Genomic DNA, 25,318 nt, shown 5'->3' on the forward strand with positions numbered 1-25,318 from the left:
CTCATCGCGCGCCGTCCACGGCGAAGCTGACCAGGGCGGCCCAGTACAGCGGGCTCGCGTCCGAATCACCGTCGCGCCACCGGGTCAGCTGCCGGCGCTGCCACGCGTTGACCGCGCGACCCGCGTCCTGGGCCTCGTGGGCGATGTCGACGGCGATGACCGCCTCGGCCATCGGATCCGACGAATCGGTTGCGGTTCGGCAGAACTGGCGGTAGCCGGCCGTCGTGGGAAGCGACCACAGCGTGGCGGTGACGAGCTGGGCACCGCCGAGGATCAACGCGGCCACGAGTCCCGTCGCCTCGTCGAATCGGTAATCGCCGCCTGAGGAGCAGGCCAGCAGCGCCGAGCGCGGCGGGATCGGCAACTGCGCTGCCATCAGGTCTCCGGCCGCCAGCGGATGTTCGTCGGCCAGGTGCACCGCGGCACGGTCGGCGTGCCCCACATCGCCGTCGGCCGCGGTGGCATGGCCGACGAACAGCAACCGGCTCGGCGACCGCATCAGCTGGGCCGCCAGCCAGCCGCGGTCGGCCTGGGTGGACCGGAACAGCTCGACGGTGGCGGCAACCTCGGGCAACACGTCGCGCTGGGCTCTGACCTGAGCGAAATGCTGCGTAAGACGGCCGTTGGGGTCGGGTCGGCCGAGCACGGAGCCCAGCGCCGAATCAGGTCGCTGCCCCGGTACGCGCGGGTCCAGGATCAGCAGGGCAGCGTTGTCGCGGCGTCCCTCCCAGTTCATCGACGCGCGCGGAGCATTGGCGATGTTCGGCGGCGCCGCGAGAAGGACGTCAGCGAGTTCGATGAGCCGGTCCCCCGGCGCTGCCGGGCGCGCAAGCAGCGACCACGGAACCTGCGCGAGCCTGCCGGTCGGTGCGACGAACAGCGTCGGATGGTGGTGTTCTCCGATCAGCTGCCAGCCCGCGGCGGGAATCAATTGCTCTCCGAGCATGGCGGCGAGGTGATGTTCGGCGGCGGGATCTGCGAAAAAGCCTGCGGTGAGCGCACGTTCGAGGGCCTGACGCACATCTTCCGACGGGCGCGGATCGGGCAGTGCGTCGGCGAGCAGGTCCCGCACCGTCGCGAGCGCTGATTCCTCCACCACCCACGTCACGGTGGTTTCGGGCCGACCGACAGCGCGCAGACTGGCGTAGGTGGCAACGCCGACGTCGGCGAAGCGCAGCACCAGTGTCGGCGCAGTCATGGCCAGGTGCTCCATTCGGGTTCGGCGGAGGTCACGGTGCGGCCGTATCGCAGCTGCGCCAATTCGCGGTAATACTTCAGCACCGGTTCGGTGTTCGGATTCATTCGAAGAGGCGGCAGGGCGCCGAGTTTGGTCAGCATGGCGCCACCGACCGTCCCGGGTCCGGAGGCGACCAGGGCGTACTCGTCGGCATCGTCGACAGGAACCGCGGCCGTTGCCGTGTCGGCCCAGTCTGCAGTCTGAGGCGACTGCGGGATGCTGAAAGTCCCTCGGGCGCTGTGATATTCGATGAGCTCGCTGACCAGGGCCGTGTTACCCCATTCCCAGGCCACCGCGAAGGCCCCCGCGAGCACCCGCGACGAGACGTGGGTGGCCCATCGCATCCTGGCATCGGCGTCGCCGATGGCGTAGCGCACCGAGTCGACGGCAAGGGCGGCAGGCACTTTCAGGTCGGCCGCCTGCTCGAACTTCTCGTGGGCCGACGAGGGGTTTGCCATCGCCTCGGCCCGCAGAATCGAGCCGAGGTGGTCGTCGAGCCTGGCATATTGCAGCCAGCTGTGTCGGGGCCAGCTGTCGAGGAGTTCGCGCGCCGCCGCTGTACGGTCGGTGGCGGCAGCGAAGTCGCCACGCAAGATGTCGACCCAGCTGCGCTGCAACAGGATTCGGTGTATGTGCAGCGGATTGTTGATTTCGCGCCAGTGCCGCTCGGCGTGGCTGAGTCGTTCGTCGGCATCGTCGAGCTCCCCCACCGATATAGCGATCAAGCCGAAATAGAGCCAGCTGCGCGACACGTCGTGTGCGCGATTGCCCTCGGCGATCGCCGGGTAGGCCTCGTGGACCAAGTCCTGCGCTCGGGCCCGGTCACCGGCTGACCATGCCGCGGTCGCGCGTTCGAGTTGGGTGCGGGCGGTGGCGAGTCGCCAGCCACGCGCCTGCGCTCGGGCCCCGGCGCGCCGCAGCCATGGTTCGGCTTCGTTGAGCCGCCCGGTCTCCACGCAGAATCGGCCGTATCCCGTGCCGGCGAGCACGCGGAGGTTGTCGTCGAACTCGCTCCCGTCCCCGGGCCCTTCGATGGCGTCGAACACCCTCTCCCACAGGGGAAGTGACTGCACATGCAGATCGTCGTCGCACAGTCCCACCGCGCACAGGATCCGCGCATGGGTGATCAGGTAGGCGTGTTCGGCGTATAGGTCATCGAACATGCCGGGCTCCTCGATCAGGGCCTGCAGCTGCGTCGCCGCCGTCTCGTGGTCGCCGTGCGCGGCTGCCATCCCGGTGCGCAGGAACAGCGCCCGTCGGCTGTACCGGCAGATCATGTGGTCGACGTCGGCCGGCGAGAAGATGACTTTCGCGGCGTCCTCCGGACGCTGGCCTGCTCGTATCTCTCGATAGATCTGCAGGCAGTCCTCGATACGTTTCGCGCATTCGGTCACCCCGTCGTAGGCCGTGCGGACCAGGTAGAGCTCGCCCAATTGGGCGTAGACCTCAAGCATGAGGTCGTCGCGGTCCACTTCCTCGATGCGGGGCATCAGCGACAGCAAGAAGTCTTTGGCCGCGAATTCGTCCGCGGCGAAGGCCAGGCGACGTGCCCGATCGAGATCGTGCTCGATGTCGGGATGACCGGGAAGCGGGGTCACCGCGCAATCATAGGAAGCGGCGGGCGTGTCGGGCACGCCCGCCGCTCCGGGCTGTGGCATGCGATCAGCTGCAGGTCACTGTGACGGTGAACGGCTTGGTGATCATGCCCGCCATCGGATTGCTCATGTCGGCGCCGACCGCCTCGCCGGTGATCGTGTAGCTGTCGCCGTCGACCTTGACCTCGGCGCTGCCGGACTTGGCTCCCATCGCGTTCGCGACGGCGAGTGCGTTGCCGTCGACCACCATGCCGAGCGACTCGACAACCGGGGTCGCCTCGTCGGTCATGACGATGCCCAGACCCTGCTGGCCTCCGATCGCGCCGCTGGCGACGGTGATCTTTCCGCCCTGCTTGACGCAGGTCACCGAGTTCAGATCCAGGCCTGCCAGATCGGCGCCGTCGACCTTGACCTCGGTCTTTCCGCCGTCGGCGGCCGCGGAGGTCTGTGAGGCCGCAGAGCTCTGCGAGGAGGAGCTCTCGGCGGTCGTGCCCTTGTCGTCCGAGCAGCCGACCAGCATCGCGGCACCCGCGGCCAGACCGATCACGCCTGCGACAACTCGCTTCATGATGTTTCCCTTCGTCGTGCTTCGCCCCAGTGGCGTCGTCGGGATGAAGTCAATCCGCAGATATCGGCTACCGATCCCAATTTTCGCGGCGGTGTCGGTGAGCGGCGGTACGGTTCGATGTCGATGAGTGCGTGCGCGAAGAGCAGCAGGGTCAGATGAGGACCTTCACCGTCGAAGAACGGCGTGCGCGGTTGGCCAGACGCCACCAGCTGGTCGTCGGTCCCGGCGCCGCCGATACGGTCAGCGCGCTGGCCGCGCAGCTGGTGGGACTACACGCCACCGATCCGACTACGCCTCATCTGTCCTTATGGGCACGGCTGCCCGGTTTCACCGCCGCGGACCTCAATTCCGCTCTGCACGAGGAACACTCGGTCGTCAAACACCTCGCGATGCGGCGCACGCTGTGGGTGGTGCATGCGGAGGACTTGCCTGCGGTCCAGGCGGCGGCCAGCGACCGGGTCGCCGCCAACGAGACCCGCAGGCTGGCGGCCGACGCGCAGAATTCCGGGGTGGCGCCGGACGGGGCCGCATGGTTGGAGACTGCCTGCGCGGCGGTAGTGCGTCATCTGCGTTCCCGCGGGCCGTGCACGGCGCGAGAATTACGCGAAGCGCTGCCCGAGTTGACCGGGACATACGACCCAGCCCCCGGCAAGCCGTACGGCGGTGAAGGCCACCTCGCCCCGCGGGTACTGACGGTACTGTCCGCCCGTGGCCACATCGTTCGTGGTCCGAACGACGGCGGCTGGACCACCTCCCGACCACGCTGGGTCGCGGCCTCGCAGTGGCTGGAGCCCTCCGGTGCGCTCACGCCAGAGCAGGCGCGCACCGAGATGGTGCGACGGTGGCTATCGGTGTTCGGCCCGGCCACAGTCACTGACATCAAGTGGTGGTTCGGCAACACGCTCGGGTGGGCGCGCCAGGCACTTGCCGACCTCGATGCGGTCGCCGTGGATCTGGACGGCACCCCGGGCTTTGTGCTTCCGGGCGACGACGAACCAGAGCCCGCCGTCGAGCCATGGTGCGCGCTGCTTCCCGGCCTCGATGTGACGACGATGGGGTGGTCCGACCGTGGGTGGTACCTCGGCGAGCACCGGAACCAGGTATTCGACCGCAACGGCAACGCCGGCCCGACGGTCTGGGTGGACGGCCGGGTTGTCGGGGCGTGGCGTCACGACACCGACGGTCGTGTCGAAGTGGCGCTGCTCGAAGACGTCGGCCGCAAAGCCGCAAAAGCGCTGCGGGCCAAAGCCGAAGAGCTGACAGCGTGGCTCGACGGCGTACGGATCAACCCCAGGTTTCCGTCACCGCTCAGCAAGGGTTCTGCCGGCTAGGCCAAACTCTTCTGCAGCAGGACGGTGTCCAGCCAGCGGCCGTGTTTGAATCCGACGCGCTCGAGCCGGCCCGCCTCGACGAAGCCGCGCCGGCGGTGCAACGTCAAAGAGCCATTCGCGTCGGCGTCGACGATCACGGCGATCACCTCGCGGATGCCCGCCGCGGCGCAGTCTTCGAGAAGAGCATCGAGAAGCCGACCTCCAACGCCCATCCCGACGGCGTCGGGCGCAACGTAGACGGAGTCCTCGACCGTGTAGCGGTATGCCGGTCTGGTCTTCCACGGGGCGCAATACGCATAGCCGGTGATCCTGCCGTCGACGGCGGCCACCAGGTACGGCAATCCCGCCGATCGCGCGGCGCCGAGCCGCGCCAACAACTCCTCGCGCGACGGCGGCTCCACCTCGAACGTGGCGACGCTCGTGCGCACGTAATGCGCATAGATGTCGCGGACGGCATCGATGTCGGCCGCCGTGGCAGGACGTACCGTCACCGGCGGCGGCATCCGACTAAGCGCTGACCTTTGCGCGCCTGCTTCGCGGCTTCGGCTTTGGCCGCGCCACCCCGAGCGTCTCGGCCAGGAAGTGTCCTGTGTAGCTGTCGGGATTGGCGGCGACATCCTCCGGCGTGCCCGTTGCCACCACGGTGCCGCCGCCGGAACCACCCTCGGGCCCCATGTCGACGATCCAGTCCGAGGTCTTGATGACGTCGAGGTTGTGCTCGATGACGATCACCGTATTGCCCTTATCCACAAGGCCGTTGATGACGCCGAGCAGCTTGCGGATGTCTTCGAAGTGCAGACCGGTGGTCGGCTCGTCGAGAATGTAGATCGTCCGGCCCGTCGAACGCTTTTGCAGCTCCGAGGCCAGCTTGACGCGCTGCGCTTCGCCGCCGGACAACGTCGGCGCCGGTTGTCCGAGCCGCACGTAACCGAGGCCGACGTCGACGAGCGTCTTCAGGTAGCGGTGGATCGAGCTGATCGGCGCGAAGAACTCCGCCGCCTCCTCGATCGACATGTCGAGCACCTCGGCGATGGTCTTGCCCTTGTAGTGCACCTCGAGGGTCTCGCGGTTGTATCGCGCACCCTGACACACCTCGCACGGCACGTACACGTCCGGCAGGAAGTTCATCTCGATCTTGATGGTGCCGTCACCCGAGCACGCCTCACAGCGTCCGCCCTTGACGTTGAACGAGAACCGGCCGGGTTGATAGCCGCGAACCTTGGCCTCGGTGGTCGCCGCGAACAGCGTCCGGATCTTGTCGAAGACGCCGGTGTAGGTGGCCGGATTGGACCGCGGGGTGCGTCCGATCGGTGACTGGTCGACACGCACCAGCTTGTCGAGGTGGTCGAGGCCGTTGATCCGGGTGTGCCTGCCGGGCACCAGCCGGGCTCCGTTGAGCTTGTTGGCCAACACCGACGCCAGGATGTCGTTGACCAACGTCGACTTGCCCGAGCCGGACACGCCCGTCACCGACGTCAGGACCCCGAGCGGGAAGGCCACGTCTATTTCCCGAAGATTGTGTTCCCTGGCCCCCACGACGGTGAGCTGGCGCTTCTTGTCGACGACGCGTCGCATCGCCGGCACCTCGATCTCCTCCTTGCCGGAAAGGTAGGCGCCGGTGATGGATTCGGGATTCTTGAGCAGATCCTGGTAGGTGCCGCTGTGCACGATCTGGCCACCGTGCTCGCCCGCCGCGGGACCGATGTCGACCACCCAGTCGGCGTGGGCGATGGTGTCGAGGTCGTGCTCGACGACGATCAGCGTGTTGCCGAGGTCGCGCAGCCGCACCAGGGTGTCGATCAGGCGGCGGTTGTCGCGCTGATGGAGCCCGATCGACGGCTCATCGAGCACGTAGAGAACGCCGACGAGCCCGGAACCGATCTGTGTGGCCAATCGAATACGTTGCGCTTCACCACCGGAGAGCGTGCCTGCGGCGCGGGACAGGGACAGGTAATCGAGGCCGACGTCGAGGAGGAAGCCTAGGCGTGACTGGATCTCCTTGAGCACCTGGCCGGCGATCGCCGCTTCCCTGGCGCCCAGCGTCAGCGCGTTGAGGAACGCGGCGCAGTCGGCGATCGAGAGCTCGGACACCTGCGCGATCGACTTCGCTCCGAAGTCCCCCGCGGACATCGTCACGGCGAGGATCTCCGGCTTGAGGCGCGTGCCGTCGCATTCAGGACACGGTACGTCGCGCATGAAGCCTTCGAGCCGCTCCTTCATCTGCTCGGAGTCGGTCTGCTCCATGCGACGTTGCAAGAACGCCATGACGCCTTCGAAGTCGGCGTAATAGGACCGGGTGCGTCCGTAGCGGTTCTTGTACCGCACGTGGACCTGTTCGTCGCAGCCCTCCAGAATCGCCTTGCGCGCCTTGGCAGGAAGCTTCTTCCAGGGGGTGTCGACATCGAACCCGAGCTGATCGCCGAGGCCCGACAGCATCCGGGTGAAGTACTCGGCGGTGTGACCCATGGACCATGGTGCGATGGCCCCCTCGGCGAGCGTGAGGTCAGGGTCCGGCACCACGAGGTCGGGATCGACCTCCTTCTTGATGCCCAGACCGACGCATTCCGGGCAGGCTCCGTAGGGCGAGTTGAACGAGAACGACCTCGGTTCAAGGTCGTCGACGGCCAGCGGATGACCGTTCGGGCAGGCGAGTTTCTCGGAGAAACGCTGTTCGCGGTGGGGGTGATCGTCTTCGCGGTCGACGAATTCGAGCACGAGGATGCCGTCGGCGAGGTTCAGCGCCGTCTCCACCGAGTCCGTGAGCCGCTGCTTGGCAGACGTCTTGACCGTCAACCGGTCCACGACGACTTCGATGTCGTGCTTTTCCTGCTTCTTCAGCTTCGGCGGGTCGGTGAGCGGATAGACCACGCCGTCGACCCGGACCCTGCTGTACCCCTGCGTGTTGAGCTTGTCGAAAAGATCGACGAACTCGCCTTTGCGGGTGCGCACCACCGGGGCGAGCACCTGGAAGCGCAGTCCCTCGTCCATTGCGAGGACCTGGTCGACGATCTGCTGCGGCGTCTGCTTCGCGATCCGTTCACCACAGACGGGGCAGTGCGGCGTGCCCGCCCGCGCGTAGAGCAGACGCAGATAGTCGTAGACCTCGGTGATCGTGCCCACCGTCGACCGCGGGTTGCGGTTGGTCGACTTCTGGTCGATCGAGACCGCCGGGGAGAGGCCCTCGATGAAGTCGACATCGGGTTTGTCCATCTGGCCGAGGAACTGCCGCGCGTACGCCGACAGCGACTCCACGTAGCGGCGCTGCCCCTCGGCGAAGATCGTGTCGAATGCCAGCGACGACTTCCCCGACCCCGACAGCCCGGTGAACACGATCATCGCGTCGCGTGGCAGGTCGAGATCGACGCCACGCAGATTGTGCTCCCGGGCACCCTTGACAACTAGGCGGTCAGCCACCGATGCCCCTTCTGTTCCGCTGGAATACGCCCGCGTTCCGTCCGCTGGGCGCACTACAGACCCCATGCTAGGTCTGCCCACCGACAAGCCCCGGACGAGAGCTCGTCGACCGGGAAGTAACGTGAGTCACCATGACGCTCGTCGACGACAACTACACCGGTCACGTCGAACCGCGAACAGCTGCCCGGCGCGAACTTCCCGGCGCGTCGATCGTCAAGGTGTCGGTGGGCCCGATGGACAACAACGCGTACCTCGTGACCTGTTCCCAGACCGGTCAGACGCTACTCATCGATGCCGCCAACGATGCCGACATCCTCCTCGAACTGATCGAACGCTACGCCCCGAAGCTGTCTCTGATCGTCACCAGCCACCAACATCAGGACCACTGGATCGCTCTCGAGCAGGTGGCAGCAGCCACCAACGCACCGACGGCTGCCCACAGTCTCGACGCCGGGCCGCTGCCGGTGGTACCGGACAGGGTGCTCTCCGATGGCGACACCATCTCGATCGGCGATCTGAGCTTCGACGTGATCCACCTGCGCGGACACACACCCGGCTCAGTGGCACTGGCTCTCGGCGGGCCGGCCACCGACGGCAGGGTGCACCTGTTCACCGGTGACTGCCTTTTCCCCGGCGGTGTCGGCAAGACCTGGAAAGACGGCGACTTCGAACAATTGCTCGGCGACGTGAGCAGCCGGGTGTTCGACGTCTACTCCGATTCGACCGTTGTCTATCCAGGACACGGCGACGATACGACGCTCGGGACCGAGCGCCCTCACCTGGGCGAATGGCGTGAGCGCGGTTGGTGAACCGCGGTCAGTTGAAGAAAGTCAGAAAGGGATCATGAACAGCGATCAGTTCAACAAGGCGCAGCGTGGCGCCGGCTTCATTGCGGCACTGGACCAAAGCGGTGGCAGCACCCCCAAAGCGTTGAAGCTGTACGGCATCGCGGAGGACGCCTACTCCGGCGACGAGGAGATGTTCAACCTGGTGCACGAGATGCGTACCCGCATCATCACCAGCCCCAGCTTCGACGGCGACCGCATCCTCGGCGCGATTCTCTTCGAGGACACGATGGATCGGCAGATCGAAGGCCGCGACACCGCCGACTACCTGTGGAACGTCAAGCAGATCGTCCCGTTCCTCAAGGTCGACAAGGGCCTCGCCGAGGAGAAGGACGGCGCCCAGGTCATGAAGCCGATCCCCGGTCTCGACGACCTTCTGGCGCGCGCACGGGACAAGGGCGTCTTCGGCACGAAGATGCGTTCGGTGATCAAGCTGCCCGGGTCGGGCCTCGACGAGGTCGTCGCCCAACAGTTCGAGGTCGGCAAGCAGATCCTCGCCGCAGGCCTGGTTCCGATCATCGAGCCCGAGGTCGACATCCACAGCCCCGAGAAGGCGAAGGCCGAGGATCAGCTGAAGGCCGCGATCCTGTCCGAACTGGACAAGCTCGGCGACGATCAGCACGTGATGCTCAAGTTGACCCTGCCCGACGTCGACAACCATTACCGCGAGCTTGTCGAGCATCCGAAGGTGCTGCGGGTGGTCGCGCTCTCGGGTGGTTACAACCGCGAGGAGGCCTGCGAAAAGCTTGCCGCCAACCATGGCGTCATTGCGAGCTTCTCGCGGGCGTTGACCGAGGGCTTGACGGCCCAGCAGACCGACGAAGAGTTCAACGCCGCCCTGGACTCCGCGATCACTGCGATCGCGAAGGCGTCCAACTCCTGACCACAGAGAAACCCTGGGTCGGCTGCGCCGGCTCAGGGTTTCTCGTTCTCGGTCTCAGTCAGGAAGTGTGCACGATGAGCACGTCGGTCTTGGACCGTCGCGCCACGTTTGCGGGCACCGATCCGAGCAAGCGGCCGGCGATCGTGCTCAAGCCGACGTTGCCGACCACGAGCAGATCCGCGTTCACCTCTTCGGCCAATTCGACAAGTGCGTCAACGGGTGCTCCGACGACGGCCTTCTCTTCGATGTTCTCAGCTCCGGCAGCCTTGGCACGGTCTCTCGCCTCGCGAAGGATCGCGTAGATCGGCGCGTTGCCCGACATCTTGTAGCCCTCGTCCTTGAGGACGTCGGCGGCCCGCGCGTCCTCGCTCTGCGGGAAATAGGCCGTCGCGACGACGAGCCTCGCGTGGGCGCCAGCCGCGATCTGACCGGCGCGGTCCACGGCACGCAACGACGAATCAGATCCGTCCGTACCAACCACCACCGTTTGATAGCCGGTCATCAATATCCTCCCAGTGTCGGTTGCAACGCCAACCGAGACAGTAACCCGCCCAGCGGCGAATGTGGGTGCGATTCACCACACACGCGTCGCATCTACCCAGGACAGGACTTCAGGCGAAGGCAGGATCACGCATGACCTCTCGACGTGACGACGGGTACATCTCGCGCAATCACGCGCTGCGCCAAAGGGAATGGCACCTGCGCCGAGTGTGGTTCGCCTCACTGGCGGTGTGACGTCGCGTCAGGCAACACCCCAGTGCTTGTCGGGGAGAATTTGACGCGGCATCTCGACCAGCGCGTCGCTCGACGGCGCTGCGCGACCGAAGCAACCTACGACGCGGGAAGGACCACTGGCATCGCGGGGACATATGCCTGCACAGAACAGTCGGCGCGGGTCGCAACCAAGGGGGTGGTGACCACGGGAAACCGGCGGCCGAGGTTGCCGAGGGCTCTGCGCGGCATCGTTATCGGCTGCAGTGCAACAGCTTTGAGGGGACTAGGGCCACCTCCTGCGCTCTCAACCGTCAGCCGTGTAGAGGGATCCCGGAAAGCCAATGGCTGCAAGGGCATTGCCTTCTGCTGAACACCGAGCAGTGTGCGTCGCTCGTCGACCGCAACGGCAGCCGAACTCAGCTCAGAGTTCCGAGCACCTTGCCGGCGGCAAATGTGGCCGCTTCGGTGACCATGCCATTCCACGGGTAGGCGAAATGGGCGAAAAAGTTGTTCCCCTTCGAGCAATACGGATCACCGTCAGCGCACAGGTCGATGGCCTTGCTGCCGTAGAGCGGGCTGATTTTCGTCAGGGGGCCGAGGGTGGCGATATCCCGGGATGGATTGCCGAACACGGCAATCGCCGCGACATGGTTGACCATCGTGTCCGGCAACGGCGCCGGCGTGAAGAACCAGATCGTCCGCTTGCCGATGGTGATCAGATCGATAACACCGGCGCCTTGGGACATTCCGCCGAGGACGATCTTGGTCCTCGGACACATCCCCGCGATGTACTGAACCTGTTTGTTGGCATCGAGGGCGCCTGCGCTCGTGGACTTCGAAAAGTTCCAGCTGGCCGGGTAGTTCACGGCGTAGACATTGACAGTTTTCTTGGGCAGCAGCTTCTTGAGCGCGGTGACGAACTGTCTACCAGTGAAACCGATTCCCGGCGCATCGGAGGTTCCGCGCGCGAAAACCACCTCGACGTCCGGGCATTCTGCAGCGACAGCAACGGAAGCGGTCGCTGTGGAATACGACAGCGCCGACGCTGTCACCACTGCAATCGCTAAGACACGAGCCACCTGGCGTGCGAACACCCGACAACGCTGACACAGTTTCAGCAAAGATGAACCGCGCCGCGATGCAATGGTGATTCAACAGATGCAGATCTGTGTTGCATCAAGAGGTGTGCCGTCGCGGCCGTGTGGATAATCGTGCGCGGCCGGTCACTGGGCTGCACCGAGTTCGACCAGGAGCACCCCGACCACGATGAGAGCGATTCCGCCGAGCATCTTCCGAGTCAGCGGCTCGCCGAACAGCAACCGAGACAGGATCGCGGTCAGAGCTACTCCGGACGCCGCCCAGACGCCGTACGCGACGCCCAGCGGCATTCCATGCCTGAGCGAGCCCCACAGCAGCGTGAAGGCCAGCACGTAGCCGACGACGACCACCCCATAAAAGGCCACGCGGCCCCGCGCGGCCACCCGCAGAGCCAACGTTCCCGTCACCTCGCAACCGATGGCCGCTGCCAGGAGCAGGTACTGAATCATTCCTCACCCACGTGCGATCCGGATTCCACCAGCATGACCCCGCCCATGATGCAGACCAACCCGACGAACATCAGCGCAGTCAACGCCTCGCCGAAGATCACTGCCGAGAGCACCGCGGTCAGCGCCACGCCTGCGGCACCCCAGATCCCGTATGCCACCCCGAGTCCCATGCCGCGTCGGAGCACGAGAGCGAGGAAGACGAACGAGGCCAGATAACCGAGCACCACGACGCCATAGAGCGAGGGCACGCTTGCCGAGCCCTTCAACGAAAGGGTGGCCGCGACTTCACTGGTGATGGCGAGCACGAGCAGCAGCCATGTCATCACGCCCTGTCCCCCATGCTCACTTCCCGACGAAGGCAGACACGCGCGCACTCTACCTCTGCGCGGCAAAGCCGTGACGACCCCGGCTTTTGCGTTGCCGTGCTCGTCCGCGCGCAAGCCAGCATCGGGGTAAGCCGCCCCATCCTTTCCGGGTGGGGCGGCCTCTCCCTGCGAGCGGATGACGGGATTCGAACCCGTGTAGACGGCTTTGCAGGCCGGTGCCTAGCCACTCAGCCACACCCGCACTGCTGTGCAGGCTGCCATCCTCGTCGCCGGGTGCCCACAGTTCGGCTCACCGTGATCGTCTGACAGTCGGACGTCCGCTTCGAACGGACGCCACCGCGGCCAAGGCCGCCACTATCCCGAAGCACGCGAAGAGCCAGCGGGCGGCCGCAGCGTCTCCGGTGTCGGTCACATTGACGATGACGCCCGCCAGGGCCGCCCCGAACGCTCCACAGATGACTTGCACCGTGTTGATCGCGGCCGCCGCAGCCGGGCCTTCGGTGGGGTCGTCGACCTTGCTCATCGCCCACGCCGAAAGGTGCGGCCACGCCATGCCGATACCAGCGCCGCTGGTCACCAGACCGGCCGCCCATAGCGCCACCCATACCGGCGATGCGTCGTCGCGCAGCGACAGCGCCCCGATGATCAGGCCGGTCGCCATCACCAACGGTGCCAACGCCACCGTCCGCACGATCACATGTTCGCGTCGCAATGAGGCGCTGCTGATCTCCCCCACAGTCCACCCGATCGCCAGGCCTGCCCCCAGAAACCCCGCTGCCACCGGAGTCAGATGCGCAAGGCGCTGGCCGAAAAGCGGGACGAACATGTCGACCATCGTCGCGGCCATCAAAGCGCCCAATGTCAGGTAGATCCATTTCAGGGGTCCGGGCCCGAATGCGCTGGGCGGCAGCACAGTTACCCGACTCCGCCTATCGACGAACAGGAAGAGCATCACGAGCGCGGCGCCGAGCGCCATCAGCCCGGCGGTGGCCCACCGGTTGTGCGGAATACCCGCCACGCTGACCGCCAGGGCGGCCACTCCGAGCAGCAGCAGCGACCACACCGGAATCCGGGCCCGACTCCGGGGCACTTCGGCATTGTTGCGCGCGGGCAGGGCGACGGGCACCAACACCGACATCGCCGTGGTCATCACCACGAGAATCCTGAAAGCCCAACGCCACGAACCATATTGAGCGAAGAGACCACCCGCGGCGGGGCCGACCAGGGTGCCGACGCCCCACATCGCCGACACCAGCGCGGATGCCTTCGTCCACAACACGCTCGGCAGCGCGGTGTTGATCACCGCGTAGCCGAGACCCGCCAACAGCCCGCCCGCAAGGCCCTGGACGCTGCGCCCGACCAAGAGGATCTCCATGCTCGGCGCGATTGCACACCCCAAGCTGCCCAGCCCGAACACACTGAGCCCCAACAGGTATGCCCACCTCGGCCCCAGTCGCATCAACACCGCGTGCACTGTGGTCGCTGCCATCACCGACCCAACGAGGTACACCGTCGTCACCCACGCGTAGAACCGGTGGCCGCCGATGTCAGCGACGGCGCTGGGCATCAGGCTGATCGTCAGAAACTCGTTGGTCGCGTACAACGCCACCCCGCCGGCCAATACCAGCGAGGCACCGAGGTTCTTCGGGCCGAGCAGCGCACGCCACGTTCCGATGACGGTATCGGCCACAGTGTTGGTCACGACGATGACCGTAGAACCTCAACTGCGCTTGAGATCAAGTCATTTGATCCCGGCGGCATCCATGCCCCGCAGCTCCTTCTTCAGATCTTGGATCTCGTCACGGATCCGTGCCGCCAGCTCGAACTGCAGATCGCGCGCGGCGGCCATCATCTGCGCGGTCAGATCCTTGATCAGATCGGCCAGCTCGGCGCGAGGCATGTTCGACGTGTCCCGACCCTCGAACACCCCGGCGCTGACCGCCCGGCCCGGTTCGCCCTGCGCACGCCTGCCGCGGGACGCGTTGCGACCCGAACCGCCCACCTCCACCGACTCGGTGTCGTCAGCCTCGCGGTAAACCTGATCGAGAATGTCAGCGATCTTCTTGCGCAACGGTTTCGGATCGATGCCGTGCTCTTCGTTATAGGCGATCTGCTTGGCCCGACGCCGTTCCGTCTCGTCGATCGCCTGCTTCATCGAATCCGTCATCGTGTCGGCGTACATGTGCACCTCGCCGGAGACGTTTCGCGCTGCACGCCCGATCGTCTGGATCAGGCTGCGCGGGGAACGCAGGAAGCCTTCCTTGTCGGCGTCGAGGATCGCCACCAACGACACCTCCGGCAGGTCGAGGCCCTCCCGCAACAGGTTGATGCCGATGAGCACGTCGTACTCCCCCAGCCGTAGCTGACGCAGCAGCTCGACGCGGCGCAACGTATCGACCTCGGAATGCAGGTACCGGACCCGGATGCCCATCTCCAGCAGATAGTCGGTCAGGTCCTCGGCCATCTTCTTGGTCAGCGTCGTCACGAGCACACGCTCGTCGCGTTCGGTGCGCTTGCGGATCTCGCCGATCAGGTCGTCGATCTGTCCCTTCGTCGGCTTGACGATGACCTGCGGGTCGACCAGGCCGGTCGGCCGGATCACCTGCTCGACGAATTCGCCTCCGGTCTGGCTCAATTCGTAGCTGCCCGGCGTCGCCGACAGATACACCGTCTGACCGATGCGGTCAGCGAACTCCTCCCACGTCAGCGGCCGGTTGTCGACGGCGGACGGAAGCCGGAAGCCGAAGTCGACCAGGTTCCGCTTACGCGACATGTCACCTTCGTACATGCCGCCGATCTGGGGCACTGTGACGTGCGACTCGTCGATGACGAGGAGGAAGTCCTCCGGGAAATAGTCCAGCAATGTCGCCGGGGCCGACCCTGCCGGACGCCCGTCGATGTGGCGCGAGTAGTTCTCGATGCCCGAGCAGAAGCCGACCTGCCGCATCATCTCGATGTCGTAGTTGGTGCGCATACGCAGCCGCTGGGCCTCCAGCAGCTTGCCCTGCCCCTCCAACTCGGCGAGGCGCTCTTCGAGTTCGGCCTCGATGGTCGAAATCGCGTGGGCCATCCGCTCGGGCCCGGCGACATAGTGGGTCGCGGGGAAGATCCGCAGTGAGTCGACCTTGCGGATGATGTCACCGGTCAGCGGGTGCAGGTAGTAGAGCTCTTCGATCTCGTCGCCGAAGAACTCGATGCGCACCGCCAGTTCTTCGTAGGACGGGATGATCTCGACGGTGTCGCCGCGCACGCGGAACGTCCCGCGGGTGAACGACATGTCGTTGCGGGTGTACTGGACGTCGACGAGCAGCCGCAGCAGGGCGTCGCGGGGCACCTCGTCGCCGACCTTGAGCTCCACCGAGCGATCCATGTACGACTGCGGTGTGCCGAGGCCGTAGATGCACGACACCGATGCCACCACGACGACGTCACGGCGGGACAGCAGATTCGACGTCGCCGAGTGCCGCAACCGCTCGACGTCGTCGTTGATCGAGCTGTCCTTCTCGATGTAGGTGTCGGTCTGGGCGATATAGGCCTCGGGTTGGTAGTAGTCGTAATACGACACGAAGTACTCGACGGCGTTGTTGGGCAACATCTCGCGAAGCTCGTTCGCCAACTGCGCGGCCAGGGTCTTGTTCGGCGCCATCACGAGGGTCGGCCGCTGGAGCCGTTCGATCAGCCAGGCGGTGGTCGCCGACTTGCCGGTTCCGGTGGCGCCGAGGAGGACGACGTCTTTCTCGCCGGCACGGATCCGGCGCTCCAGCTCCTCGATCGCGGCGGGCTGGTCACCGGCGGGCTCGTATTCACTGACCACCTCGAAGCGCGCGCCGGACCGGACGATTTCGTCGACGGGGCGGTACTCCGAGTGCGCAAGCACGGGGTGTTCGGTCGCAAAGGCCATGTTCACCAGGTTAGAACCCGGGGCTGACATGTTCTGTTCCTGGACGGGACGCGGGCCCTCTATCCTGGGCCCATTCATCCTCCCAAGCACGAGATCTTCGACGTCGCGGCCGCGACCAACACCGATCCGAAGGGCATCGTCCGCGCGGTCGACGTGTACACCGTCCACCCGTGGGGGCTCTACATGGCCCGTCCCACGCCTGGCCGGGCCCAGTTTCACTACATCGAGTCGTGGCTGCTGCCGTCGCTGCGCCTGCGTGCCACGGTGTTCCACTTCAACCCCGGGCACGAACGCGACCAGGACTACTACCTCGACGTCGGCGAGTACACCCGCGACGGCGACCGCTGGCACAGTGTCGACCACTACCTGGACCTGGTCATCCGGACCGGCAGGGACGTCCATGTCACTGACGTCGACGAACTGCTCGCCGCGGTCGCTTCGGGTGTGCTCAGCCCCGCTGCAGGCGAGCGGGCGATCCACACTGCGGTGGACACCGTCGACGCTCTGGCCAGGCACGACTACGACCTCAACCGCTGGCTTGCGGCCAACGGCATGATCTTGACGTGGCGCGACGCATAGACTCTGGATGTGAGTGCGAGACGGACACGTACCGCGGTGGTCGGCGCCGCCGCGGTTTCCCTGGCGGGTCTGCTGCTCTTTCCCGCCGCGGCGACGGCCCAGCCTGACCCCCAGGCCGAGGTCGAGGCACAAGCTCCCGAGTTGCTTCACAACATCACCTACCGCGCCCGCGTGGACGGGGTCTCCCGGGGAGCGGCGATCACCTACAAGGCAGAAGGTGACCAGATCCTGTTCGCCAACCCGACGATGGTGCCCGGCCGCGTGTTCGAGGTGATGACGGTCCTGCCCGAATCAGGGATCGCGAACATGCGGGTATCGATCGAGTGGCCGTACTCGGCGAATCTGCACTGCGAGATCCTGGTCGACGACGCGCTCGTCGCTCAAGCCGATGACTTCATCGCGCCGCGGGTCCTGCCTCAGCGCGACGACCCCGATTACGGAGCACTCACGTGCGAGGCGCCTGTCGGGGGTCAGCCGAATGCAGCTCCGCTCGCACCCGCACCGGACGCATTGCCGCCCGACCAACCCGTCGAGCCCCTGCCCGTCGTGCCGCCGGCCTAGCCGGCGGGACTCCAGCGCGTGGTGTCCGCCCAGACCCGTGCCCTGCGGTAGGCGTCCAGGAACCACGGCTCCTTGGCGTCGGCGTAATCTGACGTCGTTTCGTGCCCTTGCGCGGCGACCCGCCGCTTCAGGCTCAGGTACTCGTCGCGCACCGACGGGTTGGCCTTCAGCCAGTCTACGAACAGCAGCGCGAACTGCTGACCCGGCCAACCGTTTACGCGCACATGCACATTGGTCGGCCGCCCGGGATCTGCCGAGCAGAACAGCCGCTTCTGCCAGAGCGCGGGATCGTCGGTGTGGACGGTGTCCTGGGTGATCGGAGTCCGTACATATCCCGCGGCCAACAGGGGTTCGGAGAGTTCGTCGGCGACGTCCAGGGAGGCCACGGTGACCTGAACGTCGATGACGTTCTTGGCATCCAGACCGGGAATCGCGGTTGATCCGATGTGGTCGATCCGCATGGCGCGGTGTCCGCACGCGGTACGCAGACGGGCCAGTATCCGCTGCGCGTCGGCCGCCCAGCCGGCGTCGGCGGGTACCAGGTCCGGTGCCGAGCGGGCGGGCTGCCCGGTCTTGATGTTGTGTGCGAACGGCTGAATCCGCTCGTGCCACAACGCCCGTGCCTTCGCGACGAGCTCGCCGGCGCTTCCCGAATTGTCCAACCACACGTCGGCCACTGCCCGGCGCTGCTCTTCGCTGGCCTGCGCGGCGATGCGGGCCCGCGCGTCCTCCTCAGTGAAGTTCCGGTATTCGATCAATCGCCTGACCCTGAGCTCTGGGTCCGCGTTGACGATGATCACCAGCGGGAACATCGAAGCCATCTGCGATTCCACCAGTAGCGGGATGTCCTCGACAATCACGGCATCTTCGTGCGCCTCATCGATGAGCTCTGAACGACGATGCGCGACAAGGGGATGCACGATCCCATTCAGCGTCTGGCGCTTCTCGTCGTCGCTGAACGCGATCGCCGCCAACGCCGGCCGGTTCAGCGCGCCGTCGGGATGCAGGATCTCGTCCCCGAACGCCTCCACCAACTTCTTCAGGCCGGGGGTGCCCGGTTCGACGACCTCGCGGGCGATCACGTCTCCGTCGACCACGATCGCGCCCAGTTCGCTGAACGTGGCGGACACCGTCGACTTGCCTGCTCCGATACCTCCGGTCAATCCAATGCGCAGCACCGCACCAGTGTGTCAGCTCGGCAGGCCCGGTCGAGAAAGGGGGAAGCCCCGGCTCTGTGAAGAGCCGGGGCTTCCGTCCGTCGAAACGAATCAGGCGTTGCCTGCGAGCTTCTCGCGAAGGGCGGCCAACTGGGCGTCGCTGGCGAGCGACCCTCCGGCCGACGACTCCTCGGAGCGCGACGAACCATTGGACGGACGAGTTGCCGATTCCGCGACCGCAGCTGCTTCGGCGGCGGCGAACTTCTCCATCTGCGCAGTGTGCATCTTGTGACGACGCTCGGCCTCGGCGTAGCGCGCCTCCCACTCGTCACGCTGCTTCTCGAAGCCTTCGAGCCACTCGTTGGTGTCGGCGTCGAAGCCCTCGGGGAAGATGTAGTTGCCCTGGTCGTCGTAGCTGTCGGCCATGCCGTACTTCCAGGCCTCGAACTCGTCGGAGTAATCCTCGTTGGCCTGCTTGAGGCTCAGCGAGATCCGGCGACGCTCCAGGTCGATGTCGATGACCTTGACCATCGCGTCGTCGCCGACCTGGACCACCTGGTCGGGGACCTCGACGTGGCGCTCGGACAGCTCGGAGATGTGCACCAGGCCCTCGATGCCCTCTTCGACGCGAACGAACGCGCCGAACGGAACGAGCTTGGTGACCTTGCCCGGCACGATCTGACCGATCGCATGGGTCCGGGCGAAGTGACGCCACGGATCTTCCTGAGTCGCCTTGAGCGACAACGAAACCCGCTCGCGATCCATGTCGACGTCGAGCACCTCGACGGTGACCTCGTCGCCCACCTGGACGACCTCGGACGGGTGGTCGATGTGCTTCCAGGACAGCTCGGAGACGTGCACCAGGCCGTCGACGCCGCCGAGATCGACGAACGCGCCGAAGTTGACGATCGACGACACGACACCCTTGCGGATCGCGCCCTTGGTGAGCTGGTTGAGGAACTCGCTGCGAACCTCGCTCTGGGTCTGCTCCAGCCAGGCACGGCGGGACAGGACCACGTTGTTGCGGTTCTTGTCGAGCTCGATGATCTTGGCCTCGATCTCCTTGCCGATGTACGGCTGCAGATCGCGGACACGGCGCATCTCCACCAGTGATGCGGGCAGGAAGCCGCGCAGACCGATGTCGAGGATCAGGCCACCCTTGACGACCTCGATGACGGTGCCCTTGACGGCCTCGTCCTTCTCCTTGAGCTCTTCGATGGTGCCCCAGGCGCGCTCGTACTGCGCGCGCTTCTTGGACAGGATGAGACGGCCTTCTTTGTCCTCTTTCGTGAGGACCAGCGCTTCGACTTCGTCGCCGACGGACACAACCTCATTGGGGTCGACGTCGTGCTTGATCGAGAGTTCGCGGGAAGGGATGACGCCTTCGGTCTTGTAGCCGATGTCGAGCAAGACTTCGTCGCGGTCAACCTTGACGATGGTCCCTTCGACGATGTCGCCATCGTTGAAGTATTTGATCGTCTTGTCGATGGCGGCGAGGAAATCCTCCGCTGAGCCGATGTCGTTGAGGGCTACTTGCGGAGATGTGACGGAGGGACTTGGCATGTGGTGGGTTGCTCCGGACAGGTTTAATCGTAGGGACAGAAAATTGTTTTGTTGGCTGCACCTGCGAATGGCGCACACAGATACGAGTCAAGGCTACTCGACTGGGTCCATGCAGGACAAACCCACCTCCCCGCAGCGGTTAACCTGCACTCGTGTCTAATGCAGGCGCTCCCGGGGGGCCACACCAATTTCAACAGTACGGCGCGCCTTTCGCGCGCCGAATTCGCAAGGTCGGAGCTCCGCTGGGTGTACTCATCGCCCTCGGGACATTGGCGGGTCTGATCGTCATCTTCCTGACCCTGGCCAACCCGGTCGGCGCAGCCGTCGGATTCGTGCTGTCGAGCGTCACCATGACCGCGGTCGTCGTGGCCTACCTGTGGCTCGATCGGTGGGAACCCGAACCGCCCCGGTTGCTGATCTTCGCCTTCATCTGGGGCACGTCGGTTGCGGTCATCGTGTCGGCAATCCTGCAGATCGTCCTCGACGCCTGGCTCAACCCCGCTGTCGACGCGGCCGAGACCGGCGTCAGCGCATTCACCCTGATCATCGGGGCTCCGGTGACCGAGGAAGCTGCCAAAGGCCTGTTCCTGCTGCTGATGATGACCGGTGCACGCCGCAACGAGATGAACTCACTCACCGACTGCCTGGTCTACGCGGGTCTCGTCGGAGCCGGATTCGCCTGGCTGGAAGACATTCTCTACATCGCCAACGGCGAATCGCTGGCCGAGTCGCTGTTCACCGCGGCGCTGCGGCTCATCATGGGACCGTTCGCGCATTCGCTTTTCACCACGATGTTCGCCCTCGGCGTGTGGTTCGCGTTGCACAAGCGCGGTGCGCTCGCCAAGGCCGGGTGCATCCTGCTGGGGTACCTCGGGGCGGTGATCCTGCACGCGATGTGGAACGGCTCGTCGTTCCTGGGCACCGGCGCGTACTTCGCCACCTACGTCTTCTGGATGATGCCGGTGTTCGCGCTCGCGATCGTGCTGGCGGTGCGCAGCCGGCGCATAGAGCAGCGCATCGTCGCAGAGAAGCTGCCGGGAATGGTGGCGGCCGCCATCATCACGCCCAGTGAAGCCACCTGGCTGGGGTCGCTGGCGACCCGTAAGCAGGCGGTCGCCGAGGCGACCCGGTTCGGTGGCAAACAGGCAGGCGAATCCGTGAAGCGATTCGCGCAGCAGGTGGTCGAGCTGGCCTTCGTGCGCGACCGGATCGACCGCGGTTTCGGCGATCCGCGGGTGACAGCGCTGCTCAACGAAGAGGCCTACGCGGTGTACGCGGCCCGGGCGGCTTCGCCTGCGCTGCAGCAGATGGCCGGGTACCGCCCTCCAAGAGGCTAGTGCGCCGCGGCGTCCCAACTGCGCCCGTAGCCCACCGACACCTCCAACGGCACGTCCAGTGAATAGGCACTGCCCATGTGCTCACGGACCAGCGCATCGAGTGTGTCCCGCTCCCCGTCGGCGACCTCGAAGAGCAGTTCGTCGTGGACCTGCAGCAAGGTGCGTGACGACAGCCCGGCGTCCTTGATGGCCTGGTCCACATTGATCATCGCGACCTTGATGATGTCAGCCGCGCTCCCCTGGATCGGCGCGTTGAGCGCCGCCCGCTCGGCGGCCTCGCGCACCTGCCGGTTGCTGCTGTCGAGTTCGGGGAGATACCGCCGGCGGCCGAACACGGTCGACGTGTAGCCGTCCTTGCGGGCCTGGTCGACAACATCGCGCAAGTAATCGCGGACTCCGCCGAACCGGGCGAAGTACTGCTCCATCTGTTCCTTGGCTTCTTCGGTGGAGATCTTGAGCTGCTGAGACAGCCCGTAGGCACTGAGGCCGTACGCCAAGCCGTACGACATCGCTTTGACGCGGCGCCTCAGTTCGGGGGTTACTTCGTCGATCGGCACCGAGAACGCCCGGGACGCGACAAACGAATGCAAGTCCTCGCCGGTGTTGAACGCCTCGATGAGCCCCTCGTCCTTCGACAGATGTGCCATGATGCGCATCTCGATCTGGCTGTAGTCGGCCGTCATCAGCTCGGCGTAGCCGTTGCCGACCACGAACGCGTCGCGGATGCGGCGTCCGGCCTCGGTGCGAATCGGAATGTTCTGCAGGTTCGGTTCGGTGGACGAGAGCCTGCCGGTCGCCGCGATCGTCTGATTGAACGTGGTGTGAATTCTGCCGTCGGACGCCACGGCGTTCAGCAGCCCGTCGACGGTGACCTTCAACCGGGTGGCGTCGCGGTGAGCCAGCAGGTGCTGCAGGAAAGGATGCCCCGTCTTGTCGAACAGGGACTGCAGGGCGTCGGCGTCGGTGGTGTAGCCGGTCTTGGTGCGCTTGGTCTTCGGCATCTCCAGCTCGTCGAACAGCACGACCTGCAGCTGCTTGGGCGAACCGAGGTTGATCTGCTTGCCGATCACGGCGTACGCCGCCTCGGCCGCGTCGCGGATCTGGCCGGCGAACTCGCTCTGCAGCTCCGAGAGCTTCGGCAGGTCGACGGCAATGCCTGCGGTCTCAAGCTCGGCCAGCACGCGCTGGACAGGGAGTTCCATGTTGCCCAGCAGCGCCGACGAATCGATGCGGTCCAGTTCCTCGTCGAGCGCGTCGGCGAGATCTTTCACGGCGTTCGCGCGCAGAAGCAATGTCTGCACGGCTTGCTCGTCGACGCCCTCACCGTCGTCCAGCAACGAAAGTTGTTGCTGCTCAGGATTATCCGCCCGCAGCTCGCGCTTGAGATAGCGCAACGACAGATCGTCGAGTGCGAAGCTTCGCTGGCCGGGGCGAACCAGATACGCGGCCATCGCGGTGTCGGAGGTGACGCCGGCCAGCATCCAGCCCCTACCCAGCAGATCGTGCGTGGCGAGTTTCGCCTCGTGGAGCGCCTTCGGCACAGTCGCATCGGCGAGCCACGACGCCAACGCGGCCTCGTCCTCAGGATCCAGATGGGTGGTGTCGATGTACCGGCCGTCACCGTCGGACGCAACGATCGCGACCGCGGTGGCATCGCTGTCGAAAGCAAGGTGGTTGCCGACGACCGCCACGCCGAAACGCTCACCGTTGCTGTGCTCAGCCAGCCAGCCAGCCAGCGTCCCCGGTTCGAGTGCACCTCCCCGAACGTCGAATCCTTCGTCGACCTCGGGGTCCACCGAGGCGAGTGTGTCGAACAGCCGATCGCGCAGCACCCGGAACTCGAGGTCGTCGAAGAGCCGATGGATGTGGTCGCGATCCCACGGCTGCATCCGCAACGTGTCGGGCGTCTGCGCCAGCGGCACGTCCTTGACCAGGTCGGTCAGCTGCCGATTGAGCAGCACGCTGGACAGATTGGCGCGCAGCGCGTCACCGACCTTGCCTTTGACCTTGTCGACATTGTCGACCAGAGACTGCAGTGACCCGTACTCGGCGATCCACTTGGTGGCGGTTTTCTCCCCGACGCCCGGAATGCCGGGCAGGTTGTCGCTCGGGTCTCCGCGCAGCGCTGCGAAATCCGGGTACTGATTGGGGCTCAGCCCGTATTTCTCCTGGACCGCCTCGGGTGTGAACCGGGTCAGCTCGCTGACACCCTTGCGCGGGTAGAGCACCGTGACGTCGTCGCTGACCAGCTGCAGCGAGTCGCGATCTCCGGTGACGATCAACACTCGGTGCCCCTCGCTCTGCGCTTGGGTCGCGAGCGTGGCGATGATGTCGTCGGCTTCGTATCCGGCTTCGGCCAGCACGGTGATGCCGAGGGCGCCGAGGACCTCCTTGGTGATGTCGATCTGGCCGCGGAACTCGTCGGGTGTGGCCGACCGGCCTTCTTTGTACTCCGGGTACTTCTCTTTGCGGAACGTCTGACGCGAGACGTCGAATGCGGCCGCGATATGGCTCGGCTGCTCGTCGCGCAGCAGGTTGATCAGCATCGCCGTGAAGCCGTAGACCGCGTTCGTGGTCAAACCGCCCTGGGTCTTGAAGTTCTCCGCGGGGAGCGCGTAGAAGGCCCGGAAAGCCAAGGAGTTGCCATCCAGCAGCATCAGCGTCGGCTTGTCGTCGGCGGCTTGCTTACCGGCGTTGGACGCCGCTGCGGTCTTGGCTGGGCTCACGGCTTCACTCTAGGCACCCGGTCCGACAGCCGGCCCACCCTGGGCGGGGTCATCGTGACCCGGCAATCATCCGCCGCGCTCGCTCGCTGAGGAGGCGCGCGGCGGGGCTCGTCATGTCGCTGCGCAAGGCCCACACCAACCTGCCGCGCAGTTCGGGTACCAATCGCAGGGAGTGCAGATCGGAGCTGTTGCGCGCCATCGACTGCGGCAGAATTGCCACCCCGAGCCCGTGGCGGGCGAGGTTGGCGAGCTCCAGCGGGTTGGTCGCCTCGAATGCGATCCGAGGGCGTAGTCCCGCAGCGGCACAAGCCTTGTCGAGGCGGGCACGCAGACCGGTGCCTGGAGGCAACGAGATCAGCGGGTGATCGCAGAGGGCCTGTAGCGGCAACGTCTTGCGCCGCGCAAGCGGATGCTGCGTCGCGACCGCAGCCTCCAGCGCCTCGTCGGTGATCACCGTGAAGTCCAGTCCCTCGACCTCTTCGTCGACGCCGATGGACACGATCGCGACATCCAGACGGCCGTCGGAAAGCTTGGCCAGCAGCGCATCGGAGTTGTCGGTGCCCAGCGTGATCTCGACGTCGGGATAGTCGGCATGAAAGTCGGTTATCAATCGGGCGACGTCCACCGGATGCAGGGTGACCGTGCCGATCGTCACGGAACCGCGCACCAACTGGGCGACATCGTCGACCGCAGCCTGCGCTGCGCGGACTGCGGCCAGCGCCGTCCGCGCATGGGGCAGCAACGCGGAGCCGGCCTGGGTGAGCCGCACGTCGCGGCTGGACCGTACGAGCAGCGGCTGACCCACCAGCCGTTCAAGGCGACGGATCTGCGCGCTGACGGCGGGCTGGGCGACGCGCTCTCGCTCGGCGGCGCGGGTGAAACTTCGCTCCTCGACGACTGCAACGAAATATTCGAGCTGACGTAGCTCCATAAGCGTTGATTATAAGAATTAGTGCAGGATCCTATTGGACTTATAGAACCAGCGTAGGCACGGTGGAACTAAAGGCAGATCGCCCGTGTCACCACCGGCGACG

Annotated in this window: 21 protein-coding genes and 1 tRNA gene; 6 read left to right on the forward strand and 16 right to left on the reverse strand. The window is 65.7% G+C overall.

Annotation, left to right across the window (positions count from 1 at the left end; all coding sequences use genetic code 11):
• Window position 1: 1 nt before the first annotated feature.
• The 3 genes from AWC12_RS16260 to AWC12_RS16270 are packed head-to-tail and all read right to left on the reverse strand — an operon-like array spanning window position 2 to window position 3,400.
• Window positions 2–1,213, reverse strand: a complete 1,212-nt coding sequence (locus AWC12_RS16260) for a CHAT domain-containing protein (protein ID WP_085175534.1) — start codon at window positions 1,211–1,213, stop codon at window positions 2–4.
• Window positions 1,195–2,895, reverse strand: a complete 1,701-nt coding sequence (locus tag AWC12_RS16265) for a hypothetical protein (protein ID WP_234814048.1) — start codon at window positions 2,893–2,895, stop codon at window positions 1,195–1,197. The genes AWC12_RS16260 and AWC12_RS16265 overlap by 19 nt, the downstream gene beginning before the upstream one ends.
• A gap of 4 nt (window positions 2,896–2,899) precedes the next feature.
• Window positions 2,900–3,400: a lipoprotein LpqH gene (locus AWC12_RS16270; protein ID WP_085175536.1), complete on the reverse strand. Its 501-nt coding sequence runs from the start codon at window positions 3,398–3,400 to the stop codon at window positions 2,900–2,902.
• 155 nt (window positions 3,401–3,555) lie between these two features.
• On the opposite strand from AWC12_RS16270, the gene AWC12_RS16275 reads away from it, so the two are divergent.
• Window positions 3,556–4,731 carry a winged helix DNA-binding domain-containing protein gene (locus AWC12_RS16275; protein WP_085175752.1) on the forward strand — a complete coding sequence of 392 codons (1,176 nt, stop codon included), beginning with the start codon at window positions 3,556–3,558 and terminating at the stop codon, window positions 4,729–4,731.
• Here the strand turns inward: AWC12_RS16275 and AWC12_RS16280 are convergent.
• Window positions 4,728–5,222, reverse strand: coding sequence for a GNAT family N-acetyltransferase (locus tag AWC12_RS16280; protein WP_327084756.1), 495 nt, complete (start codon window positions 5,220–5,222; stop codon window positions 4,728–4,730). The genes AWC12_RS16275 and AWC12_RS16280 overlap by 4 nt on opposite strands.
• Window positions 5,223–5,238: 16 nt before the next feature.
• A complete protein-coding gene (gene uvrA, locus AWC12_RS16285) occupies window positions 5,239–8,145 on the reverse strand; it encodes an excinuclease ABC subunit UvrA (RefSeq protein ID WP_024444377.1) in 2,907 nt (968 codons plus the stop codon).
• Between the two features lie 131 nt (window positions 8,146–8,276).
• Here uvrA and AWC12_RS16290 point away from each other — a divergent pair, with 131 nt between their 5' ends.
• Both AWC12_RS16290 and AWC12_RS16295 read left to right on the forward strand, forming a co-directional pair.
• On the forward strand, window positions 8,277–8,954 hold the full coding sequence (locus AWC12_RS16290; protein WP_085175540.1) for an MBL fold metallo-hydrolase: 678 nt from the start codon (window positions 8,277–8,279) through the stop codon (window positions 8,952–8,954).
• A gap of 34 nt (window positions 8,955–8,988) precedes the next feature.
• Window positions 8,989–9,873: a fructose bisphosphate aldolase gene (locus AWC12_RS16295; RefSeq protein ID WP_085175542.1), complete on the forward strand. Its 885-nt coding sequence runs from the start codon at window positions 8,989–8,991 to the stop codon at window positions 9,871–9,873.
• Between the two features lie 58 nt (window positions 9,874–9,931).
• Here AWC12_RS16295 and AWC12_RS16300 read toward each other — a convergent pair whose 3' ends face one another.
• The 7 genes from AWC12_RS16300 to uvrB form a co-directional block, all read right to left on the reverse strand.
• Window positions 9,932–10,375, reverse strand: a complete 444-nt coding sequence (locus tag AWC12_RS16300) for a universal stress protein (protein ID WP_085175544.1) — start codon at window positions 10,373–10,375, stop codon at window positions 9,932–9,934.
• Window positions 10,376–11,003: 628 nt separating this feature from the next.
• Window positions 11,004–11,681, reverse strand: a complete 678-nt coding sequence (locus tag AWC12_RS16305; protein ID WP_036463709.1) for a cutinase family protein — start codon at window positions 11,679–11,681, stop codon at window positions 11,004–11,006.
• Window positions 11,682–11,810: 129 nt separating this feature from the next.
• Window positions 11,811–12,134, reverse strand: coding sequence for a DMT family transporter (locus AWC12_RS16310; protein ID WP_036463706.1), 324 nt, complete (start codon window positions 12,132–12,134; stop codon window positions 11,811–11,813).
• A complete protein-coding gene (locus AWC12_RS16315; protein WP_085175546.1) occupies window positions 12,131–12,457 on the reverse strand; it encodes a DMT family transporter in 327 nt (108 codons plus the stop codon). Before AWC12_RS16315 ends, AWC12_RS16310 begins: the two co-directional genes overlap by 4 nt.
• 173 nt (window positions 12,458–12,630) lie before the next feature.
• Window positions 12,631–12,701, reverse strand: a tRNA-Cys gene (locus tag AWC12_RS16320).
• Window positions 12,702–12,749: 48 nt separating this feature from the next.
• Window positions 12,750–14,162, reverse strand: a complete 1,413-nt coding sequence (locus AWC12_RS16325) for an MFS transporter (protein ID WP_085175548.1) — start codon at window positions 14,160–14,162, stop codon at window positions 12,750–12,752.
• A 39-nt stretch (window positions 14,163–14,201) separates the two neighbouring features.
• The gene (gene uvrB / locus AWC12_RS16330) at window positions 14,202–16,361 is read right to left on the reverse strand and encodes an excinuclease ABC subunit UvrB (RefSeq protein WP_024444355.1); all 2,160 of its coding nucleotides are present in this window, start codon (window positions 16,359–16,361) and stop codon (window positions 14,202–14,204) included.
• A 72-nt stretch (window positions 16,362–16,433) separates the two neighbouring features.
• On the opposite strand from uvrB, the gene AWC12_RS16335 reads away from it, so the two are divergent.
• The gene (locus tag AWC12_RS16335; RefSeq protein ID WP_085175550.1) at window positions 16,434–16,940 is read left to right on the forward strand and encodes a ribonuclease FAU-1 family protein; all 507 of its coding nucleotides are present in this window, start codon (window positions 16,434–16,436) and stop codon (window positions 16,938–16,940) included.
• A 9-nt stretch (window positions 16,941–16,949) separates the two neighbouring features.
• Window positions 16,950–17,501, forward strand: coding sequence for a hypothetical protein (locus tag AWC12_RS16340; protein ID WP_085175552.1), 552 nt, complete (start codon window positions 16,950–16,952; stop codon window positions 17,499–17,501).
• Here the strand turns inward: AWC12_RS16340 and coaE are convergent.
• Both coaE and rpsA read right to left on the reverse strand, forming a co-directional pair.
• Window positions 17,498–18,679, reverse strand: coding sequence for a dephospho-CoA kinase (coaE, locus tag AWC12_RS16345; RefSeq protein ID WP_024444352.1), 1,182 nt, complete (start codon window positions 18,677–18,679; stop codon window positions 17,498–17,500). The two genes, AWC12_RS16340 and coaE, sit on opposite strands and share 4 nt — an antisense overlap.
• Window positions 18,680–18,769: 90 nt before the next feature.
• A complete protein-coding gene (gene rpsA / locus AWC12_RS16350) occupies window positions 18,770–20,221 on the reverse strand; it encodes a 30S ribosomal protein S1 (protein ID WP_024444351.1) in 1,452 nt (483 codons plus the stop codon).
• A 152-nt stretch (window positions 20,222–20,373) separates the two neighbouring features.
• On the opposite strand from rpsA, the gene AWC12_RS16355 reads away from it, so the two are divergent.
• Window positions 20,374–21,558, forward strand: a complete 1,185-nt coding sequence (locus AWC12_RS16355) for a PrsW family intramembrane metalloprotease (RefSeq protein ID WP_024444350.1) — start codon at window positions 20,374–20,376, stop codon at window positions 21,556–21,558.
• Here AWC12_RS16355 and polA read toward each other — a convergent pair.
• Window positions 21,555–24,284, reverse strand: coding sequence for a DNA polymerase I (polA, locus tag AWC12_RS16360; protein WP_024444349.1), 2,730 nt, complete (start codon window positions 24,282–24,284; stop codon window positions 21,555–21,557). The genes AWC12_RS16355 and polA overlap by 4 nt on opposite strands.
• 49 nt (window positions 24,285–24,333) lie before the next feature.
• A complete protein-coding gene (locus AWC12_RS16365) occupies window positions 24,334–25,215 on the reverse strand; it encodes a LysR family transcriptional regulator (protein ID WP_024444348.1) in 882 nt (293 codons plus the stop codon).
• Between the last annotated feature and the right edge of the window lie 103 nt (window positions 25,216–25,318).

Source organism: Mycolicibacterium iranicum (assembly GCF_002101705.1).
In the GTDB taxonomy this organism is placed as follows: Bacteria; Actinomycetota; Actinomycetes; order Mycobacteriales; family Mycobacteriaceae; genus Mycobacterium; species Mycobacterium iranicum.

Bases quoted from the DNA above. Each gene is read 5' to 3' on its own strand.
- AWC12_RS16260 (WP_085175534.1), bottom strand. From the start codon at position 1,213: ATGGAGCACCTGGCCATGACTGCGCCGACACTGGTGCTGCGCTTCGCC.
- AWC12_RS16265 (WP_234814048.1), bottom strand. From the start codon at position 2,895: ATGCCACAGCCCGGAGCGGCGGGCGTGCCCGACACGCCCGCCGCTTCC.
- AWC12_RS16270 (WP_085175536.1), bottom strand. From the start codon at position 3,400: ATGAAGCGAGTTGTCGCAGGCGTGATCGGTCTGGCCGCGGGTGCCGCG.
- AWC12_RS16275 (WP_085175752.1), top strand. From the start codon at position 3,556: ATGAGGACCTTCACCGTCGAAGAACGGCGTGCGCGGTTGGCCAGACGC.
- AWC12_RS16290 (WP_085175540.1), top strand. From the start codon at position 8,277: ATGACGCTCGTCGACGACAACTACACCGGTCACGTCGAACCGCGAACA.
- AWC12_RS16295 (WP_085175542.1), top strand. From the start codon at position 8,989: ATGAACAGCGATCAGTTCAACAAGGCGCAGCGTGGCGCCGGCTTCATT.
- AWC12_RS16300 (WP_085175544.1), bottom strand. From the start codon at position 10,375: ATGACCGGCTATCAAACGGTGGTGGTTGGTACGGACGGATCTGATTCG.
- AWC12_RS16310 (WP_036463706.1), bottom strand. From the start codon at position 12,134: ATGATTCAGTACCTGCTCCTGGCAGCGGCCATCGGTTGCGAGGTGACG.
- AWC12_RS16315 (WP_085175546.1), bottom strand. From the start codon at position 12,457: ATGACATGGCTGCTGCTCGTGCTCGCCATCACCAGTGAAGTCGCGGCC.
- uvrB (WP_024444355.1), bottom strand. From the start codon at position 16,361: ATGGCCTTTGCGACCGAACACCCCGTGCTTGCGCACTCGGAGTACCGC.
- rpsA (WP_024444351.1), bottom strand. From the start codon at position 20,221: ATGCCAAGTCCCTCCGTCACATCTCCGCAAGTAGCCCTCAACGACATC.
- AWC12_RS16365 (WP_024444348.1), bottom strand. From the start codon at position 25,215: ATGGAGCTACGTCAGCTCGAATATTTCGTTGCAGTCGTCGAGGAGCGA.